General features: G+C 72.5%; 19 protein-coding genes. 10 read left to right on the plus strand and 9 right to left on the minus strand.

The features are described 5' to 3' along the window. Positions 1–100: 100 nt before the first annotated feature. Together IF73_RS0123510 and IF73_RS0123515 are read left to right on the plus strand one after the other, a co-directional pair. A complete protein-coding gene (locus IF73_RS0123510) occupies positions 101–889 on the plus strand; it encodes a DUF1707 and DUF2154 domain-containing protein (RefSeq protein WP_037880205.1) in 789 nt (262 codons plus the stop codon). Positions 890–1,040: 151 nt separating this feature from the next. Beyond that, the gene (locus tag IF73_RS0123515) at positions 1,041–1,412 is read left to right on the plus strand and encodes a WhiB family transcriptional regulator (RefSeq protein WP_031011340.1); all 372 of its coding nucleotides are present in this window, start codon (positions 1,041–1,043) and stop codon (positions 1,410–1,412) included. A gap of 85 nt (positions 1,413–1,497) precedes the next feature. Here the strand turns inward: IF73_RS0123515 and glpX are convergent, their stop codons facing one another. Further along, positions 1,498–2,529, minus strand: a complete 1,032-nt coding sequence (gene glpX, locus IF73_RS0123520) for a class II fructose-bisphosphatase (RefSeq protein WP_031011342.1) — start codon at positions 2,527–2,529, stop codon at positions 1,498–1,500. A gap of 127 nt (positions 2,530–2,656) precedes the next feature. On the opposite strand from glpX, the gene IF73_RS0123525 reads away from it, so the two are divergent. Then, the gene (locus tag IF73_RS0123525; protein ID WP_031011344.1) at positions 2,657–3,181 is read left to right on the plus strand and encodes a DUF4245 domain-containing protein; all 525 of its coding nucleotides are present in this window, start codon (positions 2,657–2,659) and stop codon (positions 3,179–3,181) included. 66 nt (positions 3,182–3,247) lie between these two features. Here the strand turns inward: IF73_RS0123525 and IF73_RS0123530 are convergent, their stop codons facing one another. From IF73_RS0123530 to IF73_RS0123545, 4 genes are all read right to left on the minus strand, one after another. Further along, positions 3,248–3,838, minus strand: a complete 591-nt coding sequence (locus IF73_RS0123530; protein ID WP_031011346.1) for a malonic semialdehyde reductase — start codon at positions 3,836–3,838, stop codon at positions 3,248–3,250. A 162-nt stretch (positions 3,839–4,000) separates the two neighbouring features. After that, on the minus strand, positions 4,001–4,234 hold the full coding sequence (locus IF73_RS0123535) for an exodeoxyribonuclease VII small subunit (protein ID WP_031011348.1): 234 nt from the start codon (positions 4,232–4,234) through the stop codon (positions 4,001–4,003). A 182-nt stretch (positions 4,235–4,416) separates the two neighbouring features. Continuing rightward, complete coding sequence (xseA, locus tag IF73_RS0123540; RefSeq protein WP_031011350.1) at positions 4,417–5,622, minus strand: exodeoxyribonuclease VII large subunit; 1,206 nt, start codon at positions 5,620–5,622, stop codon at positions 4,417–4,419. Between the two features lie 67 nt (positions 5,623–5,689). Then, a complete protein-coding gene (locus tag IF73_RS0123545) occupies positions 5,690–7,060 on the minus strand; it encodes an APC family permease (protein ID WP_031011352.1) in 1,371 nt (456 codons plus the stop codon). A 54-nt stretch (positions 7,061–7,114) separates the two neighbouring features. On the opposite strand from IF73_RS0123545, the gene IF73_RS0123550 reads away from it, so the two are divergent. Both IF73_RS0123550 and ppgK read left to right on the plus strand, forming a co-directional pair. After that, on the plus strand, positions 7,115–8,116 hold the full coding sequence (locus tag IF73_RS0123550; protein ID WP_107049319.1) for a 4-hydroxy-3-methylbut-2-enyl diphosphate reductase: 1,002 nt from the start codon (positions 7,115–7,117) through the stop codon (positions 8,114–8,116). A gap of 96 nt (positions 8,117–8,212) precedes the next feature. Further along, the gene (gene ppgK, locus IF73_RS0123555) at positions 8,213–8,962 is read left to right on the plus strand and encodes a polyphosphate--glucose phosphotransferase (RefSeq protein ID WP_031011356.1); all 750 of its coding nucleotides are present in this window, start codon (positions 8,213–8,215) and stop codon (positions 8,960–8,962) included. Positions 8,963–8,974: 12 nt separating this feature from the next. Here ppgK and IF73_RS0123560 read toward each other — a convergent pair whose 3' ends face one another. Further along, positions 8,975–9,640: a DUF6542 domain-containing protein gene (locus IF73_RS0123560; protein ID WP_420706579.1), complete on the minus strand. Its 666-nt coding sequence runs from the start codon at positions 9,638–9,640 to the stop codon at positions 8,975–8,977. 180 nt (positions 9,641–9,820) lie between these two features. Between IF73_RS0123560 and ychF the strand changes: the two genes are divergently transcribed. Further along, a complete protein-coding gene (gene ychF / locus IF73_RS0123565) occupies positions 9,821–10,909 on the plus strand; it encodes a redox-regulated ATPase YchF (RefSeq protein WP_031011361.1) in 1,089 nt (362 codons plus the stop codon). Between the two features lie 83 nt (positions 10,910–10,992). On the opposite strand, the gene IF73_RS0123570 is transcribed toward ychF, so the two are convergent. Then, entirely contained in the window at positions 10,993–11,256 is a 264-nt protein-coding gene (locus IF73_RS0123570; protein ID WP_031011364.1) for a type II toxin-antitoxin system RelE family toxin, read from the minus strand. Beyond that, the gene (locus tag IF73_RS0123575) at positions 11,249–11,518 is read right to left on the minus strand and encodes a type II toxin-antitoxin system Phd/YefM family antitoxin (protein WP_030207779.1); all 270 of its coding nucleotides are present in this window, start codon (positions 11,516–11,518) and stop codon (positions 11,249–11,251) included. Before IF73_RS0123575 ends, IF73_RS0123570 begins: the two co-directional genes overlap by 8 nt. Before the next feature lie 108 nt (positions 11,519–11,626). Between IF73_RS0123575 and IF73_RS0123580 the strand changes: the two genes are divergently transcribed. Continuing rightward, the gene (locus IF73_RS0123580) at positions 11,627–13,810 is read left to right on the plus strand and encodes a DEAD/DEAH box helicase (protein ID WP_037880215.1); all 2,184 of its coding nucleotides are present in this window, start codon (positions 11,627–11,629) and stop codon (positions 13,808–13,810) included. A gap of 193 nt (positions 13,811–14,003) precedes the next feature. Here the strand turns inward: IF73_RS0123580 and IF73_RS0123585 are convergent, their stop codons facing one another. Then, the gene (locus tag IF73_RS0123585; protein ID WP_031011368.1) at positions 14,004–15,053 is read right to left on the minus strand and encodes a hypothetical protein; all 1,050 of its coding nucleotides are present in this window, start codon (positions 15,051–15,053) and stop codon (positions 14,004–14,006) included. 319 nt (positions 15,054–15,372) lie between these two features. On the opposite strand from IF73_RS0123585, the gene IF73_RS0123590 reads away from it, so the two are divergent. The 3 genes from IF73_RS0123590 to IF73_RS0123600 all read left to right on the plus strand — a co-directional run bounded on the left by IF73_RS0123590 (position 15,373) and on the right by IF73_RS0123600 (position 20,854). After that, positions 15,373–18,033, plus strand: a complete 2,661-nt coding sequence (locus IF73_RS0123590) for an AfsR/SARP family transcriptional regulator (protein WP_031011370.1) — start codon at positions 15,373–15,375, stop codon at positions 18,031–18,033. 99 nt (positions 18,034–18,132) lie between these two features. Further along, the gene (locus IF73_RS0123595) at positions 18,133–18,891 is read left to right on the plus strand and encodes a DUF4232 domain-containing protein (protein ID WP_031011371.1); all 759 of its coding nucleotides are present in this window, start codon (positions 18,133–18,135) and stop codon (positions 18,889–18,891) included. 388 nt (positions 18,892–19,279) lie between these two features. Further along, the gene (locus IF73_RS0123600; RefSeq protein WP_031011372.1) at positions 19,280–20,854 is read left to right on the plus strand and encodes a S8 family peptidase; all 1,575 of its coding nucleotides are present in this window, start codon (positions 19,280–19,282) and stop codon (positions 20,852–20,854) included. Positions 20,855–20,910: the final 56 nt, after the last annotated feature.

Genomic DNA, 20,910 nt, shown 5'->3' on the forward strand with positions numbered 1-20,910 from the left:
GGCCGGGTCCCGTCGACTCGCCGCGGGGGCCCTTCCCCTAGGGGAGAGATGGGGGTTCGGGGCTCTGGTCGCGATCTATCGCGTGTGCCAGGCTGGACGGGTGGACCTCGAAAAGCAGCCCGACCCCGCGCAGCGGCCCGCCGCCACCCCGCCCGAGGCACCGGCGGCGCCGGTCCCGCCCGCAGCTCCCGCGCCCCCGGCCGCGGCCGTGCCCCCGGCCGCTCCCGCCGCGCCCGCGTCTCCCGCCTACGCGGATCCTCAGGGCGCGCTCCGGGCCTCGGACGCCGACCGGGACCGGATCGCGGACATCCTCGCCGAGGCGCTGGCGCAGGGGCGGCTGGACGCGGAGGAGCACGCGGAGCGGGTCGAGGCGGTCTACCGGGCGAAGACCGTGGGCGAGCTGGAGCCGATCGTGCGGGACCTGCCGGCCGCGGACCGGGGACCGTCCGCCGCGCGGCCGGAGCCGGCCCCGGCGGCGTACGGTCCGGAGGACGCGGAGGGGAACGCGGACCAGCTCCTCGCGGTCTTCTCCAGCACCACCCGCAAGGGCCGCTGGCGGGTCGCCCGCCGCACCAACGCCTTCGCGATCTTCGGGAACATCGAGATCGACCTGACCGAGGCGATCTTCGCCCAGCCGCTCACCACGATCAACGCCACCTCGATCTTCGGGAACGTGGAGATCCGCGTCCCGGAGAACATCAGCCTGCGCGGCTCGGGCACCGGCATCCTCGGGAACTTCGAGGTCACGACCCTGGAGGGGGTGGACCCGCAGGCGCCGCTGGTGGTGGTCAACGGCTACACGGTGTGCGGGAACGTGGAGGCGAGACCGAAGCGCGGCAAGTGGGTCGTCGACCTCCAGAGCAAGATCCGCAAGCACCTGGGGCACTGAGTCGCGTCGGGTTCCGGCCAGGAGTTGACCGGAATCCGTCACCGGCGGTCCGGACTCCGGATGGGAGCCGCACGCAGTGCATAGGCGCGCGCACAGCGGGTAGGGCTCGTTCATCGCTGCTCGCTCGCGAAGCCGTCGTCAGGAGTAGACCGTGCTGCAACTGCCGCATCAGCCCCTCCAGGTAGCCGCCGTGCCGCCCCAGCGCGCCCCCGCGCGGGAGGACGAGGAGGGTCCCTGGCACGCGGAGGCGGTGTGCCGCCGGGACGAGGCCGGCCTGTTCTTCGCCCCCTCCAAGGAGCCGACCGCCGCGCGGCTCGCCCGGGAGGAGGCGGCCAAGCGCGTCTGCGCCCGCTGCCCCGTGATGGTCGACTGCCGGGAGCACGCGCTGCTCCAGCCGGAGCCGTACGGCGTGTGGGGCGGGCTCACCGCCGCCGAGCGCCGGGTGGTGCTGGCCCGCCGCCGGCGTCGCGAGGTGGAGCTCCGCAAGGCGGCCGCGGCGGACCGGATCGCCCAGGCCGGCTGACGGGCCGCGGCGACGCACTCGTACGGGAAGGGGCGCCCCCACCGCACAGGGGGCGCCCCTCTTCGCTGCCGTCGTCGGGCCGGGGTCAGTTCGCCCGGTCGAAGTCGATCTTGCTGTAGGCGCGCAGCTTGGCGAGCCGGTGCGTGGAGTCGATCTGGCGGATCGTGCCGGACTTCGAGCGCATGACCAGCGACTGGGTGGTCGCGGTCTCGGAGCGGTAGCGGACCCCGCGCAGCAGCTCGCCGTCGGTGATGCCGGTGGCGACGAAGAAGACGTTGTCGCCGGCGACCAGGTCGGTCGTGGTGAGGACCCGGTCCAGGTCGTGGCCGGCGTCGAGGGCCTTCTGGCGCTCGGCGTCGTCCTTCGGCCACAGCTTGCCCTGGATGACACCGCCCAGGCACTTGATGGCGCAGGCCGAGATGATGCCCTCGGGGGTGCCGCCGATGCCCATGAGCAGGTCGACGCCGGTGCCCTCGCGGGCCGCCATGATCGAGCCGGCCACGTCGCCGTCGGAGATGAACTTGATCCGGGCGCCGGTCTCGCGGATCTCCTTGACGATGCCCTCGTGGCGGGGGCGGTCGAGGATGACCACGGTGACGTCCTCGGCGTTCATCTGCTTCGCCTTGGCGACCCGGCGGATGTTGACCGAGACGGGTGCGTTGATGTCGACGAAGTCGGCGGCCTCGGGGCCGGTGACGAGCTTGTCCATGTAGAAGACCGCGGACGGGTCGAACATGGAGCCGCGGTCGGCGGCGGCGAGCACGGCGATGGCGTTGGGCATGCCCTTGGCGTTCAGGGTGGTGCCGTCGATCGGGTCCACGGCGATGTCGACCTCGGCGCCGGTGCCGTCGCCGACCCGCTCGCCGTTGAAGAGCATCGGCGCCTCGTCCTTCTCGCCCTCGCCGATGACGACGACGCCGTTCATCGAGACGGTCGAGATGAGGGTCCGCATGGCGTTGACCGCGGCGCCGTCCGCGCCGATCTTGTCGCCGCGGCCGACCCAGCGGCCGGCGGCCATGGCGGCGGCCTCGGTCACCCGGACCAGTTCGAGGGCGAGGTTGCGGTCGGGGGCCTCGGGAGAGACCTCAAGCTCGGGGGGCAGGTGGTGCTCGGTCATCGGAGCGCACCTTTCTGTACGACGACGGCCGGAAAAAAGGAGGGTGCTGCGACTCTATCGCCAGGTCGACAAATTGAGCAGAGGGGCCCACGTATGAGCGCCGGACCGTGATGCGACCATATGGGACGTGGCAGCTAAGCGAGGCAGGCAGACGGTACGCGGGATGTTCCAGTCCCTCGGGGTGATCATGGTCGCCGCGGGGGTCATGTATCTCTTCATCCCGCACGACGAGGACGCGGCACCGGTGAAGGCCAAGGACTACCGGGTCGAGCTGGTCACGGCGCAGCGGGCGGCGCCCTACCCGGTGCTGGCCCCCCAGGGCCTCGGCGAGGGGTGGAAGGCGACGGTCGTCTCGTACAAGCGCGAGCAGGGCGACACCTGGCAGCTCGGCTTCCTGTCGCCGGACACCCAGTACGTCTCGGTGAACCAGTCGACGACGGAGCCGAAGAAGTTCGTCCCGAAGGTCACGCACCAGGCGAAGAACACCGGGAAGACGCAGACGGTGGCCGGCCAGGTGTGGCAGCGCTGGGAGGGCCCCAAGTACGACGCGCTGGTGCGGACCGACGGCGGGGCGACCACGGTCGTGGCCGGTACGGCGTCCTTCGACACCCTCGCGGAGATGGCGGGCGCGCTCCGCTCCCAGAAGGTCTGACGCGCGCGGACGAGAGAGCCCCCCGGTGCCGGGCACCGGGGGGCTCTCTCGTGTGTGGGGTGGGGCTCAGACGGTCGTGATGACGTCGTCGTAGGCCAGGCGCGGGGAGCGCGGGAACCAGGCGTCCTCGCCCGGCTTGCCGATGTTGATCACCATCAGCGGGGTGTGGTCGTCGTCCAGGAACTCCTTCTGGACGCCGGCGAAGTCCAGGCCGGTCATCGGGCCGGCGGCCAGGCCGGCGGCGCGGACGCCCACGATGAAGTACGCGGCCTGGAGGGCGGCGTTCAGCAGCGCGGAGCCCTCGCGGACCGGGCGCTCCGCGAAGAACATGTCCTTGGCCTGCGGGAAGTGCGGGAGCAGGGCCGGGAGCTCCTCGTGGAACTCGTTGTCGGCGGAGAGGATCGCGACCAGCGGGGCGGAGGCGGTCTTGGCCTGGTTGCCCTCGGCCATGTGCTTGACCAGGCGCTCGCGGGCCTCGGGGGAGCGGACCAGCGTGATGCGCAGCGGGGTCTGGTTGAAGGCGGTGGGGCCGTACTTCACCAGGTCGTAGATCGCCTGGACCTGCTCGTCGGTCACCGGCTCGTCGGTGAAGGTGTTGGCGGTGCGGGCCTCGCGGAAGAGGAGGTCCTGGGCGGCGGGGTCGAGAACGAGGGACATGCTGCGTACCTTCCGGACTGCAAGGGGACCGCCCGGCGGGGAATCCCGGGCGACGTCTCGACAGTACGCCCAGGATTGGTGAAAATTCAACTATCCGATCCGGATAGTGATCCGCTTCACTCGCGCCAGTTTAAGCGCACGTGACCGCCCCTCCCGGGCGGCTCACTCCCCGGACTCCTCCTCCGCGCGCTCCGCCGCCAGCGAGGCGTCGAGGCGGGCGCGGGCGCCCTCCAGCCAGTGCCGGCACACCTTCGCCAGCTCCTCGCCGCGCTCCCAGAGCGCCAGCGACTCCTCCAGCGTCGTGCCGCCCGCCTCCAGCCGCCGGACGACCTCGATCAGCTCGTCCCGGGCCTCCTCGTAACCGAGCCCCGCCGCCGTCTCCGTACCGCTCGCCATCTCTTCTCCGTCTCCGTGTCTCTCGTCGACCCTCGTCGACCCTCGTCGACCCTCGTCGACCCTCGTCGACCCTCGTCGACCCTCGTCGACCCTCGTCGACCCTCGTCGACCTTCGTCGACCCTCGTCGACACTCGTGGTCCCGCACCCGCCCGTACAGCCGCCGGGGGCGGTCGCCGGCCGGCTAGACGCGCCGCACCGTGAACTCGCCGTCCGCCACCCGGGCCCGCAGCTCCTCGCCCTCCGCGACCTCCTCCGCCGCCCGGACCACCGCCCCGTCCGCCCGCTGGAGCACCGCGTAGCCGCGCTCCAGCGTCGCCGCCGGGGAGAGCGCCCGGACGCGCGCGCGGGTGTGCGCCAGCTCCGAGTCCGCCCGGTCCAGCAGATGCCCGAGGACCCGCCGGCTGCGCGCCAGCAGGGCGTCCAGCTCGTCCTCCCGGACCTCCACCATCCGCTGCGGATGCTCCATCACCGGCCGGGCCAGCGCGTGCGCGAGCCCCCGCTCCTCGCGCTCCAGCAGCCCCCGGACCGTCCGCAGCGCCCGGTCGCGCAGACCGCGCACCCGCTCCAGCTCCTCGCCCACGTCCGGGACGACCTTCTTGGCCGCGTCGGTCGGCGTGGAGGCCCGCAGGTCCGCCACCAGGTCGAGCAGCGGCGAGTCCGGCTCGTGCCCGATCGCGGACACCACCGGCGTCCGGCACGCGGCCACCGCGCGGATCAGCTGCTCGTCCGAGAAGGGCAGCAGGTCCTCGACGCTGCCGCCGCCCCGGGCGACCACGATCACGTCCACGTCCTCGTGCGCGTCCAGCTCCCGGACCGCCGCGATCACCTGCGGCACCGCCTTCACGCCCTGCACCGGCACGTTCCGCACCTCGAAGCGGACCGCGGGCCATCTGCGCCGCGCGTTCTCCAGCACGTCCCGCTCGGCCGCCGACGCCCGGCCGCACACCAGGCCGATCAGCCCGGGCAGGAACGGCAGCGGCTTCTTCCGGTCCAGCGCGAACAGCCCCTCGGCCGCCAGCCCGCGCTTCAGCTGTTCGAGCCGCGCCAGCAGCTCGCCGATCCCCACCGGCCTTATCTCCACCGCCCGCAGCGACAGCTGCCCGCGCGGCGCGTACCACTCCGGCTTGGCGTGCACGACGACCCGGGCGCCCTCCGAGACGACGTCGGCCACCGCGTCGAAGACCTGCCGGTAGCAGGTCACCCCGATGGAGATGTCGTGCGAGGGATCCCGCAGCGTCAGGAAGACCACCCCGGCACCGGGGCGGCGCGAGAGCTGCGTGATCTGCCCCTCGACCCAGATCGCCCCCAGCCGGTCGATCCATCCCCCGATCATCCGGGAGACCTCACCCACGGGCAGCGGCGCTTCGGCGGACGTAGTCAGACCCATGCACCGAGCGTAACCGCGCCCTCCGACAACGTCATCGGCGCGCCCCGCCCCGATCCTCCCGGACGGCTCAGCCCCCGGCCGGCCGCCGCCCCGCCCCCTGCATCGCCAGCACCACCAGCCCCACGCCCAGCCAGATCACGCCCACCAGCTGCGCCGCCGCCGACGCCTCCACGATCACCGCGACCAGGATCGCCGCGCCGACCACCGGCAGGACGACGTGCTTCAGCCAGTGCGGCTCCCCCTCCGCCCGCCGGACCGCGAACCAGCCCACCACGCTCGCGTGCAGCAGCACGAAGGCCGTCAGCGCGCCCACGTCCACCACCGACACCAGGTGGTCCAGGCCGTCGTCGCGCCGGGCCGCCCACACCGCCGCGACCATCGTCACCGCCGCCGACACCAGCAGCGCCACCCGCGGCACGCCCGAGTCGGTCCGGGCCAGCGCGTGCGGCAGCCGCCCCTCCCGGCCCATCGCGAAGAGCAGCCGCCCGCCCGCCGCCTGCCCGGCCAGCGCCGCGAAGGCCGCGCCGATCGCCTTCGACACCGCGACCAGATCGTGCAGCCACCCGCCGACCGAGGCGTCCACCGCGTCGTAGAAGGCCGAGCCCTGCTTCGCCGGGTCGGCCGCCAGCTCCGCCGAGGAGACCGGTTCGAGCAGCGCCACCAGCCACGTCTGCGCGACGAAGAGCGCACCCGCCAGGAGCAGGCAGAAGAGCAGCGCCCGCGCCACCTTCGCCGACCCCCCGGTCACCTCCTCCGCGAAGGCCGCGATCGCGTCGAAGCCCAGGTACGACAGGACCGCCACCGACACCGCGCCGATCACCGCCGCGAGCGAGAAGGTCCCGTCGCCGGCGAGCGGCGACCACCAGTCGCGCTGCGCCCCGTCCCGCGCCAGCACCACCACCGCCGACACCACGAAGACCAGCAGCACCACGATCTCCATCGCGAGCACCGCGAAGCCGACCCGGGCCGCCGCCCGCACCCCCCACAGGTTGAGCAGGGTGGTCACCACCACCGCGATCCCCGTCCACACCCACCGGTGCACCTCCGGCACCAGCGCCTCCATCGCGATCCCCGCGAAGAGGTAGGCGACCGCCGGGATCAGCAGGTAGTCGAGCATCGCCATCCAGCCGGCGACGAAGCCGAACCCCTCGCCCAGCCCCTTGCGCGCGTACGCGAAGACCGAGCCGGCCTGCGGGGCGACCCGGACCATCTGCGCGTAGCTGAAGGCCGTGAACGCCATGGCCACCGTCGCCACGACGTACACCAGTGCGACCGCGCCGTGCGACTTGGCGTCCAGCGTGCCGAAGACGCCGACCGGCGCCATCGGGGCGATGAACAGCAGCCCGTACACGACCAGGTCGCGGAAACCGAGCGTCCGGCGGAGCCCCGTGTGGTCCGGCCCCGCCGTCGCCCCGTCCACCTGCGCGTTCTCAGCCATGGCGTCAGTTTCGGACACGGCCGCGCTCCAAGCCGTCACCGACGCGGCCTTACGATGGGACGCATGACTGCAACGCCCGCGACCAACCGCCCGAAGCGTGTCCTGCTCGCCGCTCCCCGCGGCTACTGCGCGGGCGTGGACCGTGCCGTGATCGCCGTGGAGAAGGCCCTGGAGCAGTACGGGGCCCCCGTCTACGTGCGCCACGAGATCGTCCACAACAAGTACGTCGTCCAGACCCTGGAGCGGAAGGGCGCGATCTTCGTCGACCAGGCCACCGAGGTCCCGCCGGGCAACATCGTGATGTTCTCCGCGCACGGCGTCGCCCCGACCGTCCACGAGGAGGCCCGCCAGGGCCGGCTCGCGACGATCGACGCGACCTGCCCGCTGGTCACCAAGGTCCACAAGGAGGCCATCCGCTACGCCAAGGAGGACTTCGACATCCTCCTCATCGGCCACGAGGGCCACGAGGAGGTCATCGGCACCTCCGGCGAGGCCCCCGACCACATCCAGCTCGTCGACGGCCCCGAGGACGTCGCCAAGGTCGAGGTCCGCGACCCCTCCCGGGTCGTCTGGCTCTCCCAGACCACCCTCTCGGTCGACGAGACCATGGAGACGGTCGACGCCCTCAAGGACAAGTTCCCGCAGCTGATCTCCCCGCCGTCGGACGACATCTGCTACGCCACGCAGAACCGCCAGACCGCGATCAAGGAGCTGGCCGGCCAGGCCGAGCTCGTCATCGTCGTCGGCTCCAAGAACTCCTCGAACTCGATCCGCATGGTCGAGGTCGCCAAGCAGGCCGGCGTCCCCGCCGCGTACCTGGTGGACTTCGCCAGCGAGATCGACGAGGCGTGGCTGGAGGGCGTGACCTCGGTCGGCCTCTCCTCCGGCGCCTCCGTCCCCGACGTGCTGGTCCAGGAGGTCCTGGAGTGGCTGGCGCAGCGCGGCTACGCCGACGTGGAGATCGTCAAGACCGCCGACGAGCACCTCACCTTCTCGCTCCCGAAGGAGCTCCGCCGCGACCTGCGCGCCGAGGCCGCCGAGCTCGTCAAGGAGTAGCCGCCGAGCTCGCAGGGAGTCGCCGTCGGGCTCGCAAGGAGTCGCCGTCGGGCTCGTCAGGGAGTAGCCGTCGGCGGATGCCCGTAAGTTGAGTCCATGAACGTCTTCGGAGTGGACATCGGCGGCTCGGGCATCAAGGGCGCCCCCGTGGACCTGGGGCGCGGCGCCCTCGCCGTCGAGCGGCACAAGGTCCTCACCCCGCAGCCCGCGACGCCCCAGGACGTCGCGGGCCGCGTCGCGGAGGTCGTGGCGCACTTCGGCTGGGACGGCCCGGTCGGTGTCACCTTCCCGGGCGTCGTCACCGGCAGCACGGTCCGTACCGCCGCCAACGTCGACGCGTCCTGGATCGGCACCGACGCCGGCGCCCTGATCGGCGAGGCCGTCGGCGGGCTCCCGGTCACCGTCCTCAACGACGCCGACGCGGCCGGCGTCGCCGAGATGACCTTCGGCGCCGGGCGCGGCCGCACCGGCACGGTCATCCTGCTGACCCTCGGCACCGGCATCGGCTCCGCCGTCTTCACCGACGGCCGGCTCGTCCCCAACACGGAGCTCGGCCACCTGGAGCTCAAGGGGTACGACGCCGAGAAGCGCGCCTCCTCGAAGGCGCGCGAGGACGAGGAGCTCAGCTGGGAGCACTGGGCCACCAAACGGCTCCGCAAGTACCTGGCCCACGTCGAGATGCTCTTCTCCCCGGAGCTGTTCATCCTCGGCGGGGGAGTCAGCCGCAAGGCGGACAAGTTCCTGCCGTACCTGGACGGCATCCGCGCCGAGATCGTCCCCGCGGAGCTGCGCAACGACGCGGGCATCGTCGGCGCGGCGATGGCCGCCTCCCGCCACGAAGGCTAGGAAGGGCTACGGCTACGGGGCCGGCCGCCGGCCGCGCGCGGGAGCCTGGTCGCGGCGGGCGGCGGGCCCGCCGCCCGTCCGGCCCCGGGGAGCCCCGGACGGCGGCCGGGACGGGGTCCCCGCCGGCCGGCGCCGCCGCCGGCCCATGTCCCGCGCCTTCCGCACGCTCGCGATGACGCCGGCGATCAGCGTGCCCCCGTACAGCCATCCGGCGTGCACGGCGAGCGCGGTGACCACGGCCATCGCCTGGCCGCCGAAGCCGCCGGTGCCGCCCGCGATCGGCACGACGCCGACGGCGAAGGCGATCGGCACCGCGATCGGCGCGGTGACCAGGTCGGCGGTCCGCACCCAGAGCGCGGTCAGCGCGCTGACCGGCAGGAACAGCAGCCCGAACGCCAGCGGCGCCCCGTCCAGGACCAGCCAGTCCAGGAAGCCGACCACCAGCATCGCGGCCGAGGCGAAGAGCCCCGCGCCGAGCCCGGTGAGCCGCGGCGCGGGCAGCCGCCGCAGCGCCTGCACGACCGGCGCCGGCACCCGCGCGGCGGCCGGGCCGCCGACCCGGTAGACGGTGGCCGCGCCGGCCGTGCCCCCCTCCACCTCCACCAGTGCGCCGGGCGGCGTGAGAGGGGTCTGGGGCCGTCGGCGGCCTTGCGGCTGACTTGTCCTGTGCTGCTCCACCTCACCAACGTAGGTCGACCCGGCGGCCGGACGGGCCCGGGACACGCCCTTCGGGTGACCTCGGGCCGCAGTTCGGCCGAAGTCGGCCGGAGTCCGTCGCCGGCGGCCGGTGAGGGCCGGGCCGGACCCCCCGTAAACTGGGGGATCGACCCATCATCCGTATCTAGGGAAGTCGCCACCGTGTCGCTCACGATCGGAATCGTCGGCCTGCCGAATGTCGGCAAGTCGACCCTGTTCAACGCCCTGACCAAGAACGACGTGCTGGCGGCCAACTACCCGTTCGCCACGATCGAGCCGAACGTCGGCGTCGTCGGCGTCCCCGACGCCCGCCTGCAGAAGCTCGCCGAGATCTTCGGCTCGCAGCGCGTGCTCCCGGCCACGGTCGACTTCGTCGACATCGCCGGCATCGTGCGCGGCGCGAGCGAGGGTGAGGGCCTGGGCAACAAGTTCCTGGCGAACATCCGCGAGTCCGACGCGATCTGCCAGGTCATCCGTGCCTTCAAGGACGAGAACGTCGTGCACGTCGACGGCAAGGTCTCGCCGAAGGACGACATCGAGACGATCAACACCGAGCTGATCCTCGCCGACCTCCAGACCATCGAGAAGGTCCTCCCGCGCCTGGCGAAGGAGGCCCGCATCAAGAAGGACGTGGCCCCCAAGGTCGCGGCCGTCGAGGCGGCGAAGGAGATCCTGGAGCGCGGCGACACCCTCTTCTCGCAGGGCATCGTCCAGGGCTCGGAGAAGGCGGAGCTCCTCCACGACCTCCACCTCCTCACCACCAAGCCCTTCCTCTACGTCTTCAACGTCGACGAGGACGAGCTCACCGACGACGCCTTCAAGGACGAGCAGCGCGCCCTCGTCGCCCCGGCCGAGGCGATCTTCCTCAACGCCAAGCTGGAGGCGGACCTCGCCGAGCTCGACGAGGCGGACGCCATGGAGCTCCTGGAGTCCGTCGGCGCCGAGGAGCCCGGCCTGGCCATCCTCGCCCGCGTCGGCTTCGACACCCTCGGCCTCCAGACCTACCTCACGGCAGGCCCGAAGGAGTCCCGCGCCTGGACGATCAAGAAGGGCGCCACGGCCCCCGAGGCGGCCGGTGTCATCCACACCGACTTCCAGAAGGGCTTCATCAAGGCCGAGGTCATCTCCTTCGCCGACCTGGTCGAGACCGGCTCCGTAGCCGAGGCCCGCGCCGCCGGCAAGGCCCGCATGGAGGGCAAGGAGTACGTCATGCAGGACGGCGACGTGGTGGAGTTCCGCTTCAACGTCTGATTGGACGTGGGCAAACGGCCTGACCTGCGGGAAAGCAGGTCAGGCCGTTGTGCTGTCCGCAGCAGTCCGCAGAACTGGAGCGGCTACGTGTCGTAGACCGTGGAACGGTGTCCGGCGTGTACGACCCACACCACCAGCTCCCCGTTGTCGATCGTGTAGACGACACGGTAGTCGCCGACCCGTAGGCGGCGACGCTCGGGCTGGGATACGAGTGCGGTGGTGTTGAAGCCGAAGGGGTCGCTCTCCAGCTCTGTCAGTTTGGCCAGGATGCGAAGCGCCATGTCACGCGGGATCTTGCGCAGCTCCGCCTGGGCCTCGGGCCGGAACACCGTGCGGTAGTCACTCACTGCGTGCCAGCGTCTCCCTCATCACGTCCTCGATCGGGACGCCGGCGGCCGGGTTTGCCATGCGCTCGTCGATGATGCGGTTGATCTCGCGCTCTTCCCACTCCTGGTACTTGCGCAGCACCTCGATCGAGACCACGGCGGCTACCTGCTTGCCGCGGCGGGTGATGACAGTGGGTACGTCGTCGCGGTCGGCCCGTTCGACGACTTCGGCCAGGTGAGCGCGTACGTCGCGGATGGACTCTATGGGTAGCGGCTGCGTCATGAGCTCAATGGTACCGAGTGTGCCATGTGTACACAACGTTGGTGCCGCCCGGCACCCGGGGGCAGCGGTGGCAGTATGCGGGGACACAGCGAGAGGGGCCGGGGCGGGATGGGGCGCAGTGAGCGGGAGGCGGTCGCCACCGGAGCGCGGCTGTACGAGGCGGCGCAGGCGGTGGTCGGTGACCACGAACGGGCAGTCGAGGCAGTTCGGGCGGCGCTGAAACCGATCTGCGATGCGGCGGCGGAACAGGCGCTCGATGCCATCCCAGTGGCCCGGCTGAAGGAGATCACCGAGGGTCGGCTGAGGCTCGGGGAGGTCGAGAGGAGCGGGCTGCGGTCGGTCCGGCAGGTTCTTGACGCCGGGTCCTACCGTTTGCGGCAGATTCCCGGCGTGGGGCAGCGGACCGCTGATCAGGCGGTCGCGGCGGCACGCCAGATAGCCGACGCCGTTCGGGAGACCATCACCGTCCACATCGACGTGGATCGGCCGGAGCCGCGAACCACCGCTCTCATCGTGGCCCTGCATGTGCTGGTGGAAGCGGGCCCCGATGCGCGGCGAGCTGTCGACACGGCTGTGGCTCTCTCGGAGCGGCTCGGTCCGCTGCTGGCCGAGGCCAGGCCGGCCGCCGGGCGGCTGCGGATGCTGCTGGTGGGGCAGGCAAAACGGAGTCGGGTGCTGGAGGCCGTTGCAGAGGTCCGGAGGCTGACCGAGGGAGCAACGCAGGGCGGTGTGGCGGAGCTGCTGGCACAGGCGTCGGTCGATCTGCTGCGCGGCACCCCGAACGAGGTCGCGGCCTGGGTCGACTTCGAGCTGCGCTCCGCCGAGTACTACAGCCTGCTCGCGGAGATCTCCAGGCGCAGGCCCGATACTGCCGCTGCCGAGGGGTTCCTGCCCGACGAAGTCGCCGAGCGGGTCCGCGACCAGATGCTCGATGACACTCACAGGCGGGTGTCGCTGCGCGGCTATCAAGCCTTTGGGGCTCGCTTCGCCCTGGCGCAACGCAAGGTGATTCTCGGCGACGAGATGGGGCTCGGTAAGACCATCCAGGCCATCGCCGCTCTGGCTCATCTCGCAGCCGAAGGGAAGAGCCATTTCATGGTTGTCTGCCCGGCCAGCGTCCTGATCAACTGGGCACGGGAGGTCGAGGCCCGCAGCAGGCTGCGCGTGATGCCTCTTCACGGCCCCGACAGGCAGGAAGCGTTCGCCGACTGGAAGGGGCGGGGCGGCGTAGGGGTGACTACCTTCGACGCCTTGCGTGGCTTCCCGGCCCCCGAAGGTGGCGAGGTGGGAATGCTGATCGTGGACGAGGCGCACTACGTGAAGAATCCGAAGACGCGTCGCTCCCAGGCCGTGACCGAGTGGTCCGGGCACTGTGAACGCGTTCTCTTCATGACCGGCACGCCCATGGAGAACCGGGTCGCCGAGTTTCGCAGTCTTGTGCAGATTCTCCAGCCGCACCTTGCGGAGGGTGTCGGTGACCGAGACGGTGTGGCCGGTTCCAAGGCATTCCGGAAAGCCGTCGCCCCGGTCTATCTGCGTCGAAACCAGCAGGACGTTCTGACCGAACTGCCCGCGCTCCAGCACACGGACGAATGGGAGGAGCTGAGCGCGTCGGACGAAGACGCCTACCGCGAGGCCGTGCGCGCCGGCAACTTCATGGCAATGCGTAGAGCGGCGTATGCGCGCCCCGAGAAGTCGGCCAAGCTGAACCGGCTGCGCGAGATCGTCGAGGACGCCGCCGAGAACGGGTTGAAGGTGGTGGTGTTCTCCAACTTCAGGGACGTCCTTGGAACGGTGAAGGACACACTGGACGGCGCGCGGAGCAACGGCGGCGGTCAGGTGTTCGGTCCGATCTCGGGAAGCGTGCCGCCCGCGCGCCGCCAGCAGCTGGTGGACGAGTTCGCCGCCGTCCCGGGTCACGCGGTGCTCGTGGCGCAGATCCAGGCGGCGGGAGTGGGGCTCAACATGCAGGCCGCGTCCGTCGTGATCATCTGTGAGCCTCAGATCAAACCGACCATCGAGCACCAGGCCGTGGCGCGGGCCCACCGCATGGGGCAGGTGCGCTCGGTACGGGTGCACCGGCTGCTCGCCACCCGCGGGGTGGACGAGCGGATGGTGGAGATGCTGAAGAACAAGACCCGCCTGTTCGACGCATACGCACGTCGCAGCGCGGTCGCCGAGTCGACGCCGGACGCGGTCGACGTTTCGGACACGGAGATGGCCCGCCAGATCGTCGAGGAGGAGCAGGCGCGGCTGGGAGCGGTCCGCGAAGAGTCCGCAGGACACCCGTAAGCGACCGTCGGGACCCAACGCATGTCAACAGGGAAATGCCTGGTCAGGGCGCTGCGTGCGGCTCCGTCGCAGGTCAGAGCCAAGGCTCGGACATTCCGCTTCAACGTCTGACACGTCTGGCGGAAGGCCGTCCGACCCCGCTGTCGAGCGGGGCGGACGGCCTTTGCCCTGTGCGCCCGGGTTTCGGTGGCGGTCAGAACTGGACGAAGCCGTAGAGGGCCTTGTGGTTGGACTTCGTTCCGTCGACCGTGTGGCCGATCGGGGAGGGCTGGACGGTGCCCTGGAGGAAGAGGTAGTCGATCTTGCGGGTGCCGCTGGTCGGCTTCGTGCCGTAGCCGGTCATGCCGTAGCCGCTCAGGGTGTCGGCCGGTATGGCGGTGCGGTTGGCGTCGATGCCGACGGCGCGGATGGAGGTGCCGGCCATCAGGTTGGCGGCGTCGGTGCCGATGCGGATGCCGGTGTCGCCGATGCCCTTGATCCCGTCGCCGGCGCAGGGGAAGTCCTTGTTCTGCTCCGGGAGGTGCATGGTGGCGGCGAACACGTCCGTCGACGTGTTCTTGATGGTGAACCGGGCGGCGATGGCGCTCGTGCGCCGCCACTTGTACGTGTAGGCGGCGCCGTCGTCGGCGTTCGGCGGCTTGTAGAGGGTGCAGCCGGCGCCGTTGTCGTAGAGGGTGGCGGGGTCCACGCCGGGGACGGGCTTGAGCCAGCCGGCGCTCCAGTACAGCGACGTGTCGGTGAGGGTGAGCCGCTGGGTGTTGTAGATGATGCCGTTGGTCTGCTTCTTCTTCAGGTCGCCCAGCGACTGGTCGCTGCAGCCGTGGCTGAGACCCCACTCCTCCGGGTCCTCGGCGGCGAGCACCACCTTGTAGGTCCCCGCGGGCAGCCCGAACTTGGCCGACAGCTGGTCGGCGTACGCGTCGGCCTGGCCGCGGCCGCGGACCTGCTGGATGATCAGCAGGTCGGGCGCCTTGACGCCGGCGGTGCCCGTCTGGCCGTTGTCGTCGACGAGTTCGGACGTCAGGTGGTCCGGGCCGGAGATGCGGGTGCACGTACCGTCGGCGTTGTTCCGCACCAGGTTCTCGATGTTGTTGTTGTAGATCCGCAGGACCCGGTCCTCGGCGACCGCGGACGTCCCCTCGGCGGCGGCGCCGGGCGCCGTCGTGGCGATCAGCGACGTACTGAGGGCGGTGGTGAGCGCCAGGGCGCCCACCAGGTAAGAGGGCTTGCGCCAAAGGGACATGAGGAGCTCCTTCGTCGGCTGTCAAAGGTCGCACCGTATCCCAGCGGCCGCCGTCGGAACCGGTCGGGAGAAGCGGGGTCCGCCCAGGTCGGGGAGGGGGACCGAGGGCCGGCGCTTCCTGAGCGACCACCTCGCCCACGAGGCGGCCCGGGCCCGGCGCCGGCACCTGCGCGGCGCCCGTTCCGCCTGCCGCGCCGTGCGGTGCCCCACCGGTTTCGGCCCGATTCCGGGCGCCGGGCGGGATCGATGCAGGTCGGGGCGGGCCCGACGCGTATTCTCTGGGCCGGGGTTGCGGGGGACAGGGAACGCGGAGGTACGGGTGGAGTTCCGGCTGCTCGGGTCCGTCGCGGTCGTCACGGAGGGCGGCGACGTCGCCCCGGGACCGGCGAAGCGCACCAGTCTGCTGGCCGCGCTGCTGCTGCGCCCCAACACGGCCGTGCACGTGACGGCGCTGATGGACGCGCTGTGGGAGGACGAGCCTCCGACGCACGCCAAGACGGTGCTCCAGGGGCACGTCTCGCGGCTGCGGGCGCTGCTCGCCGCGCACGGTGCCGAGGCGTACGGGGTCGAGCTCACCACGCAGGGCTCCGCGTATCTGCTGCGGATGCCAGAATCGCTGGTCGACGCCCACCGCTTCGAGGAGCTGGTGGGGCTCGCGGGCGCGCAGCGGCATGCCGCCGACAGCGTGCGGATGCTGCGCGAGGCGCTGTCGTACTGGCAGGGGCCCGCGCTCACCGGCACCGTGCCGAGCGGCCCGCTGGAGGCCGCCGCCACCGCCCTGGAGGAGCTGCGGCTCTCCTCGGTGGAGGCGCTGGCGCAGGCGTACGGGAAGCTGGGCGAGCACGGCCGGGCCGCCGCCGTGCTGCGGACCGAGGCGGTCGCGCACCCGCTGCGCGAGTCGCTGGCCGCCGCGCTCATGACGGCGCTGGCCCGGGCCGGACGCCGCTCGGACGCGCTCGACTGGTACCACCGCACCCGCCGGCTGCTCGCCGAGGAGCTGGGCGTCGACCCGGGCCGGGCGCTGAGCGAGACGTACGCCGGGCTGCTGCGCGACCAGGGGGCGGTCCTCGCCCCGGTGCCCGACGCCCCCGAGCCGCCGGCGCCGGAGCCGTCCGTCGTCCCCGAGCTGCTGCCCCGGGCGCCGCGCGGCTTCACCGGGCGGGAGGCCGAGACCGGGCTGCTCGACCGGGCGGCCGGCGGCGGCGAGGGGCCGGTCTGCCTGGTCACCGGGCCCGCCGGGGTCGGCAAGACCGCCTTCGCGCTGCACTGGGCGCACCGGCGGCGGGCCGCCTTCCCCGACGGGCGGCTCTTCGCCGACCTGCGCGGCTTCAGCGACACCCCGGCGCCCGAGACCGGCGTCGTGCTGCGGGAGTTCCTGCTCGCCCTCGGCGTGCCGCAGCAGCGGGTGCCGGAGACCGCGGTGGGCCGCGGGGCGCTCTTCCGCACCCTGACCGCCGGCCGCCGGATGCTCGTCGTCCTCGACAACGCCCGCTCCTCGGAGCAGGTCAGGCCGCTGCTGCCGGGCGGCGACGACTGTGTGACCGTGGTGACCAGCCGGGACCGGCTCGGCGGGCTGATCGCCTCCGACGCGGCCCGCCCGGTGCCGCTCGGCCAGCTGCCGCCGGACGCCGCCACCGCGCTCCTCGCGACGGTGCTCGGCGAGGCGCGGGTCTCCGCGGAGCCGGACGCGGCGGCCCGGCTCGCGGGGCTCTGCGACGGGCTGCCGCTGGCGCTGCGGGTGACGGCCGCCCGGCTCGCCGAGCGGCCGGGCCGCCTCCTCGGCGCCATGGTCGGCGAACTCGCCGACGAGCAGGGCAGGCTGGCCCTCCTCGACGTCGAGGACGTCGGCGTCTCCGCCGCCCTCCGCCTCACCGTGCAGCAGCTGCCCGACTCCGCCGCCCGCGCCTTCCGCGCCCTCGGCCTGCACACCGGCTCGGACCTGGACCACTTCGCCGCCGCCGCGCTCACCGGCACCACCCCGGCGCGGGCCACGGCCGACCTGGAACGGCTCGCCGCCGCGCACCTGCTGACCGAGGCGGTGCCCGGCCGCTGGACCCCGCACGACCTCGTACGCCTCTACGCCCGCGACCTCGCCGCGCAGGCCGACCCGGAGGGGCTGCGCCGGCTGCTCGACCACTACCTGTACACCGGGCTCGCCGCCGACGCCGCCGCCGAACCCGGCTCGCAGCCCTGCTACGCCCTGCCCGCCGACGTCCGCAGGCCCGCCGCCGTCCCGGAGTTCGAGGGGCGGACGGCCGCGCTCGACTGGTACGCGGCCGAACGCCCCGCCCTGGAGGGCGCCGTGGCCGCCTCCGCCGCCCTCGGGCTGCACGACCGGGCCTGGCGGCTGGCCCTGGTGGCCTGGCCGCTGATGCTGATGCGGCTCCAGGACGGCTGGACCCCGCTCCTGGAGGCGGGGCTCGCCTCCGCCGAGGCGGTCGGCGACCCCGACGCCCAGTCCAGGACCCGGGCGCTGCTCGGCTGGATCCTGCACCAGGAGGGGCGGAACGAGGAGGCGCTCGTCCACCTGGAGCAGGCGCCGGGGCTCGCCGCGGAGGCCGGGGACCCGATCAGCGAGGCCATCGCGGTGGTCAACCACGCGGCCGTCCTCGACGCCACCGGGGAGTGTGCCCGGGCGCGCGTGCTGATGCGGGAGGCGGTCGCGCTCGCCGACCGGATCGGGCACCCGTCCACGCAGGTGCTGACCCTCCAGCACCTGGCCGGGCACTGTCTGGGGGCGGGGGAGTACGAGGAGGCGCTGGCGCACGTCCTTCGCGCCGGGGAACTCGTCGCCCCCGACGCCGTCGTCGTCCAGGCCCAGCTGCGGATCGTGCGGGGCGAGGCGCTGGCCGGCATCGGACGCCTGGAGGAGGCCGCCCACCAGCTGGAACGGGCCGCCGCCGACTCCGAGGCGGCGGGTTTCCCGGAGGGTACGGCGCGGGCGGCGGAGCGGCTGGCGCGGCTCGCGGCGGGGCGTTAGCGATACGCAAGCGGGACGGCAGTGCGGTGCCGGAGGCTGTACTCGGCAACAACCGACCGCACCACCACGCGCTCCACGCTTCACGGGGGAACCACCGACATGCGTACGTCACACCGCACCATCAGGACCGCCCTTCTCGTCGCCGCCGTCGCCGCGGCCTCGCTCTCGCTGACCGCCTGCGGGGGAGACGACGCGGGCGCGAAGGACGCCGGCAGCGCGCGGAGCTCGCAGTCCGCCGCCGCCCCGGAGACCACGGCCGCCGCCCCGGCCGCCTCGGCCTCGGCCTCGGCCACGGCGGCCGGCCAGGACGGCGCCTCCGCCGCCCCGGCCGCCGCGAAGACCACGACCGGCTCGGGCGGCACCTCGGGCGGCACCTCGGGCGGCGACGGCTCGGAGACGACGAAGGGCGCCGGCTCCGGCGCCGAGGCACCCGCCTGCGCCCACGGCGACGTGAAGATCACCGCGGCGAAGGCCGACGAGGTGCCCACCGAGCACATCGTCCTGACCGCGACCAACACCTCCGGCCGCGCCTGCACCCTCCTCGGCCACCCGCTCATCGCCTTCGGCGACATCCAGACGGCGAAGGACGTGCCGCCGGTCGCCAAGAGCCGGCCGGCCGCCCCGGTGGTCCTCGACCCGGGCGCGCCCGCGTACGCCAACGTGCGGATCTCGCTCGGCGGTGTCCACGAGGACAACAAGGTGGTGAAGGAGTTCAACGTGAACCTCTTCGCGGCCGACGGTCCGGCCGAGGGCAGCGTCGTGGTGACCGCCCCGGCGGGCGGCGTCGCCGTCGACGAGGCCGTCGCCAAGACGGGGTACTGGACGCCCGAACTCCGCAACGGCGCCGACGACTTCTGAGTCGTCCCGGTACGCCTCCCGCGCCGCGGGCCCGTCTCCAGGGGGATCGGAGACGGGCCCTTCCGCGCGTGACGGCGGTGTGAATTCCCGTACGCCTGGCGGGAGTCGGGGGCGGACCGGCCGGTGCGGAACCCCGCAGGTGAGCGGGGTCGCGCGGCCCGCACGAAGCTACTCGTGGGTCATGTCCGGCCCGTGGCACAGGAATTGCGGCCCTGCTGGTGCCCTTGTGGGATTCCTATGGATCGGTCAATCTTTCGGTCGACGGCAGGGCGGCCGGAAGGCGCGGGCCCCGCGGGACCCTCATGTGTTCTTGTCATGTCCCTGTCGTGAGTGAAGGTCACTCGGCTCCCTCCCCACGGGAGCACCCCCCACGAGGAGGACACCTCACATGGCAGTGCTGCGCGCATCGCGTCGCCGTATCTCCACCGCCGCGGCCATAGCCGTCACGGCGCTCGCCCTCGGCACGCTCTCCGCCCTCCCCGCCACGGCCGCCCCCACGGCCGCGGAGGGCGTCATCGAGAACGCCGGCGCCGAAGGCACCATCCCCGGCAGCTACATCGTCACCCTCGACGAGTCCGCCCAGGCCGAGACCGCCAAGGGCCGTGCCATCCCCGGCAAGTTCGGCGCCACGATCAAGCGCACGTACACCTCGGCGGTGAACGGCTACGCGATCGAGGTCTCCGAGGCGCAGGCGAAGAAGCTCGCCGCCGACCCCGCCGTGAAGTCCGTGGTCCAGAACCGCGTCTTCACCGTCGACGCCACCCAGCCCTCCCCGCCGTCCTGGGGCCTGGACCGGATCGACCAGAAGGCGCTGCCGCTGAACCAGAGCTACACGTACCCGGACACCGCCGGCCAGGGCGTGACCGCGTACATCATCGACACCGGCGTCCGCATCAGCCACAGCGACTTCGGCGGCCGGGCCGCCAACGGCTACGACGCCATCGACAACGACAACACCGCCCAGGACGGGCACGGCCACGGCACCCACGTCGCCGGTACGGTCGCGGGCTCCTCCTACGGCGTCGCCAAGAAGGCGAAGATCGTCGGCGTCCGCGTCCTCGACAACAACGGCTCCGGCACCACCGACCAGGTCGTCGCCGGCATCGACTGGGTGACCCGGAACGCGGTCAAGCCGGCCGTCGCCAACATGAGCCTCGGCGGCGGCGTCGACACCGTCCTCGACCAGGCCGTCCGCAACTCCATCGCGGCCGGCATCACCTACGCGGTCGCGGCCGGCAACGACAGCTCCAACGCCTCCAACTACTCGCCGGCGCGGGTCACCGAGGCCATCACGGTCGGCTCCACGACCAGCAGCGACGCCCGCTCCAGCTTCTCCAACTACGGCAGCGTCCTGGACATCTTCGCCCCGGGCTCCTCCATCAAGTCGTCCTGGAACACCAGCGACACCGCCACCAACACCATCTCCGGCACCTCGATGGCCACCCCGCACGTGGCCGGCGCCGCCGCCGTCTACCTCGCCGACAACCCGACGGCCACGCCGGCGCAGGTCTCCACGGCCCTCACCACCGCCGCCACGCCGAACGTGGTCACCAGCCCCGGCACCGGCTCCCCGAACAAGCTCCTCTTCGTCGGCGGGGGCGGCACCACCCCGCCGCCCGGCCCGAAGTTCGAGAACACCGCCGACCACGCCATCGCCGACAACGCGACCGTCGAGTCCCCGGTCACCGTCAGCGGCGTCGCCGGCAACGCCCCCTCGGCCCTCCAGGTCCCGGTGAACATCGTCCACACCTACATCGGCGACCTCCAGGTCCAGCTGATCGCCCCCGACGGCACCGCCTACACCCTGAAGGCGTTCGGCACCGGCGGCAGCGCGGACAACATCAACACCACGTACACGGTGAACGCCTCCGCCGAGGTCGCCAACGGCACCTGGAAGCTCCGGGTGACGGACAACGCGAACTACGACACCGGGAAGATCGACTCCTGGGCGCTCCAGTTCTGACCCGCTCCGACCCGAGTGACACGGGGGCGGCCACCACCGGTGGCCGCCCCTTCCGC

Source organism: Streptomyces sp. NRRL F-5727 (genome assembly GCF_000719555.1).
Taxonomy (GTDB): domain Bacteria; phylum Actinomycetota; class Actinomycetes; order Streptomycetales; family Streptomycetaceae; genus Streptomyces.

What these genes read in the sequence shown, in the direction of transcription:
- glpX (WP_031011342.1), bottom strand. Translation starts at nt 2,529, where the DNA reads ATGACCGAGCACCACCTGCCCCCCGAGCTTGAGGTCTCTCCCGAGGCC.
- xseA (WP_031011350.1), bottom strand. Translation starts at nt 5,622, where the DNA reads ATGGGTCTGACTACGTCCGCCGAAGCGCCGCTGCCCGTGGGTGAGGTC.
- IF73_RS0123585 (WP_031011368.1), bottom strand. Translation starts at nt 15,053, where the DNA reads ATGTCCCTTTGGCGCAAGCCCTCTTACCTGGTGGGCGCCCTGGCGCTC.
- IF73_RS0123600 (WP_031011372.1), top strand. Translation starts at nt 19,280, where the DNA reads ATGGCAGTGCTGCGCGCATCGCGTCGCCGTATCTCCACCGCCGCGGCC.
- ppgK (WP_031011356.1), top strand. Translation starts at nt 8,213, where the DNA reads ATGAACGTCTTCGGAGTGGACATCGGCGGCTCGGGCATCAAGGGCGCC.
- IF73_RS0123550 (WP_107049319.1), top strand. Translation starts at nt 7,115, where the DNA reads ATGGGACGCATGACTGCAACGCCCGCGACCAACCGCCCGAAGCGTGTC.
- IF73_RS0123535 (WP_031011348.1), bottom strand. Translation starts at nt 4,234, where the DNA reads ATGGCGAGCGGTACGGAGACGGCGGCGGGGCTCGGTTACGAGGAGGCC.
- IF73_RS0123595 (WP_031011371.1), top strand. Translation starts at nt 18,133, where the DNA reads ATGCGTACGTCACACCGCACCATCAGGACCGCCCTTCTCGTCGCCGCC.
- IF73_RS0123580 (WP_037880215.1), top strand. Translation starts at nt 11,627, where the DNA reads ATGGGGCGCAGTGAGCGGGAGGCGGTCGCCACCGGAGCGCGGCTGTAC.
- IF73_RS0123575 (WP_030207779.1), bottom strand. Translation starts at nt 11,518, where the DNA reads ATGACGCAGCCGCTACCCATAGAGTCCATCCGCGACGTACGCGCTCAC.
- IF73_RS0123545 (WP_031011352.1), bottom strand. Translation starts at nt 7,060, where the DNA reads ATGGCTGAGAACGCGCAGGTGGACGGGGCGACGGCGGGGCCGGACCAC.
- IF73_RS0123530 (WP_031011346.1), bottom strand. Translation starts at nt 3,838, where the DNA reads ATGTCCCTCGTTCTCGACCCCGCCGCCCAGGACCTCCTCTTCCGCGAG.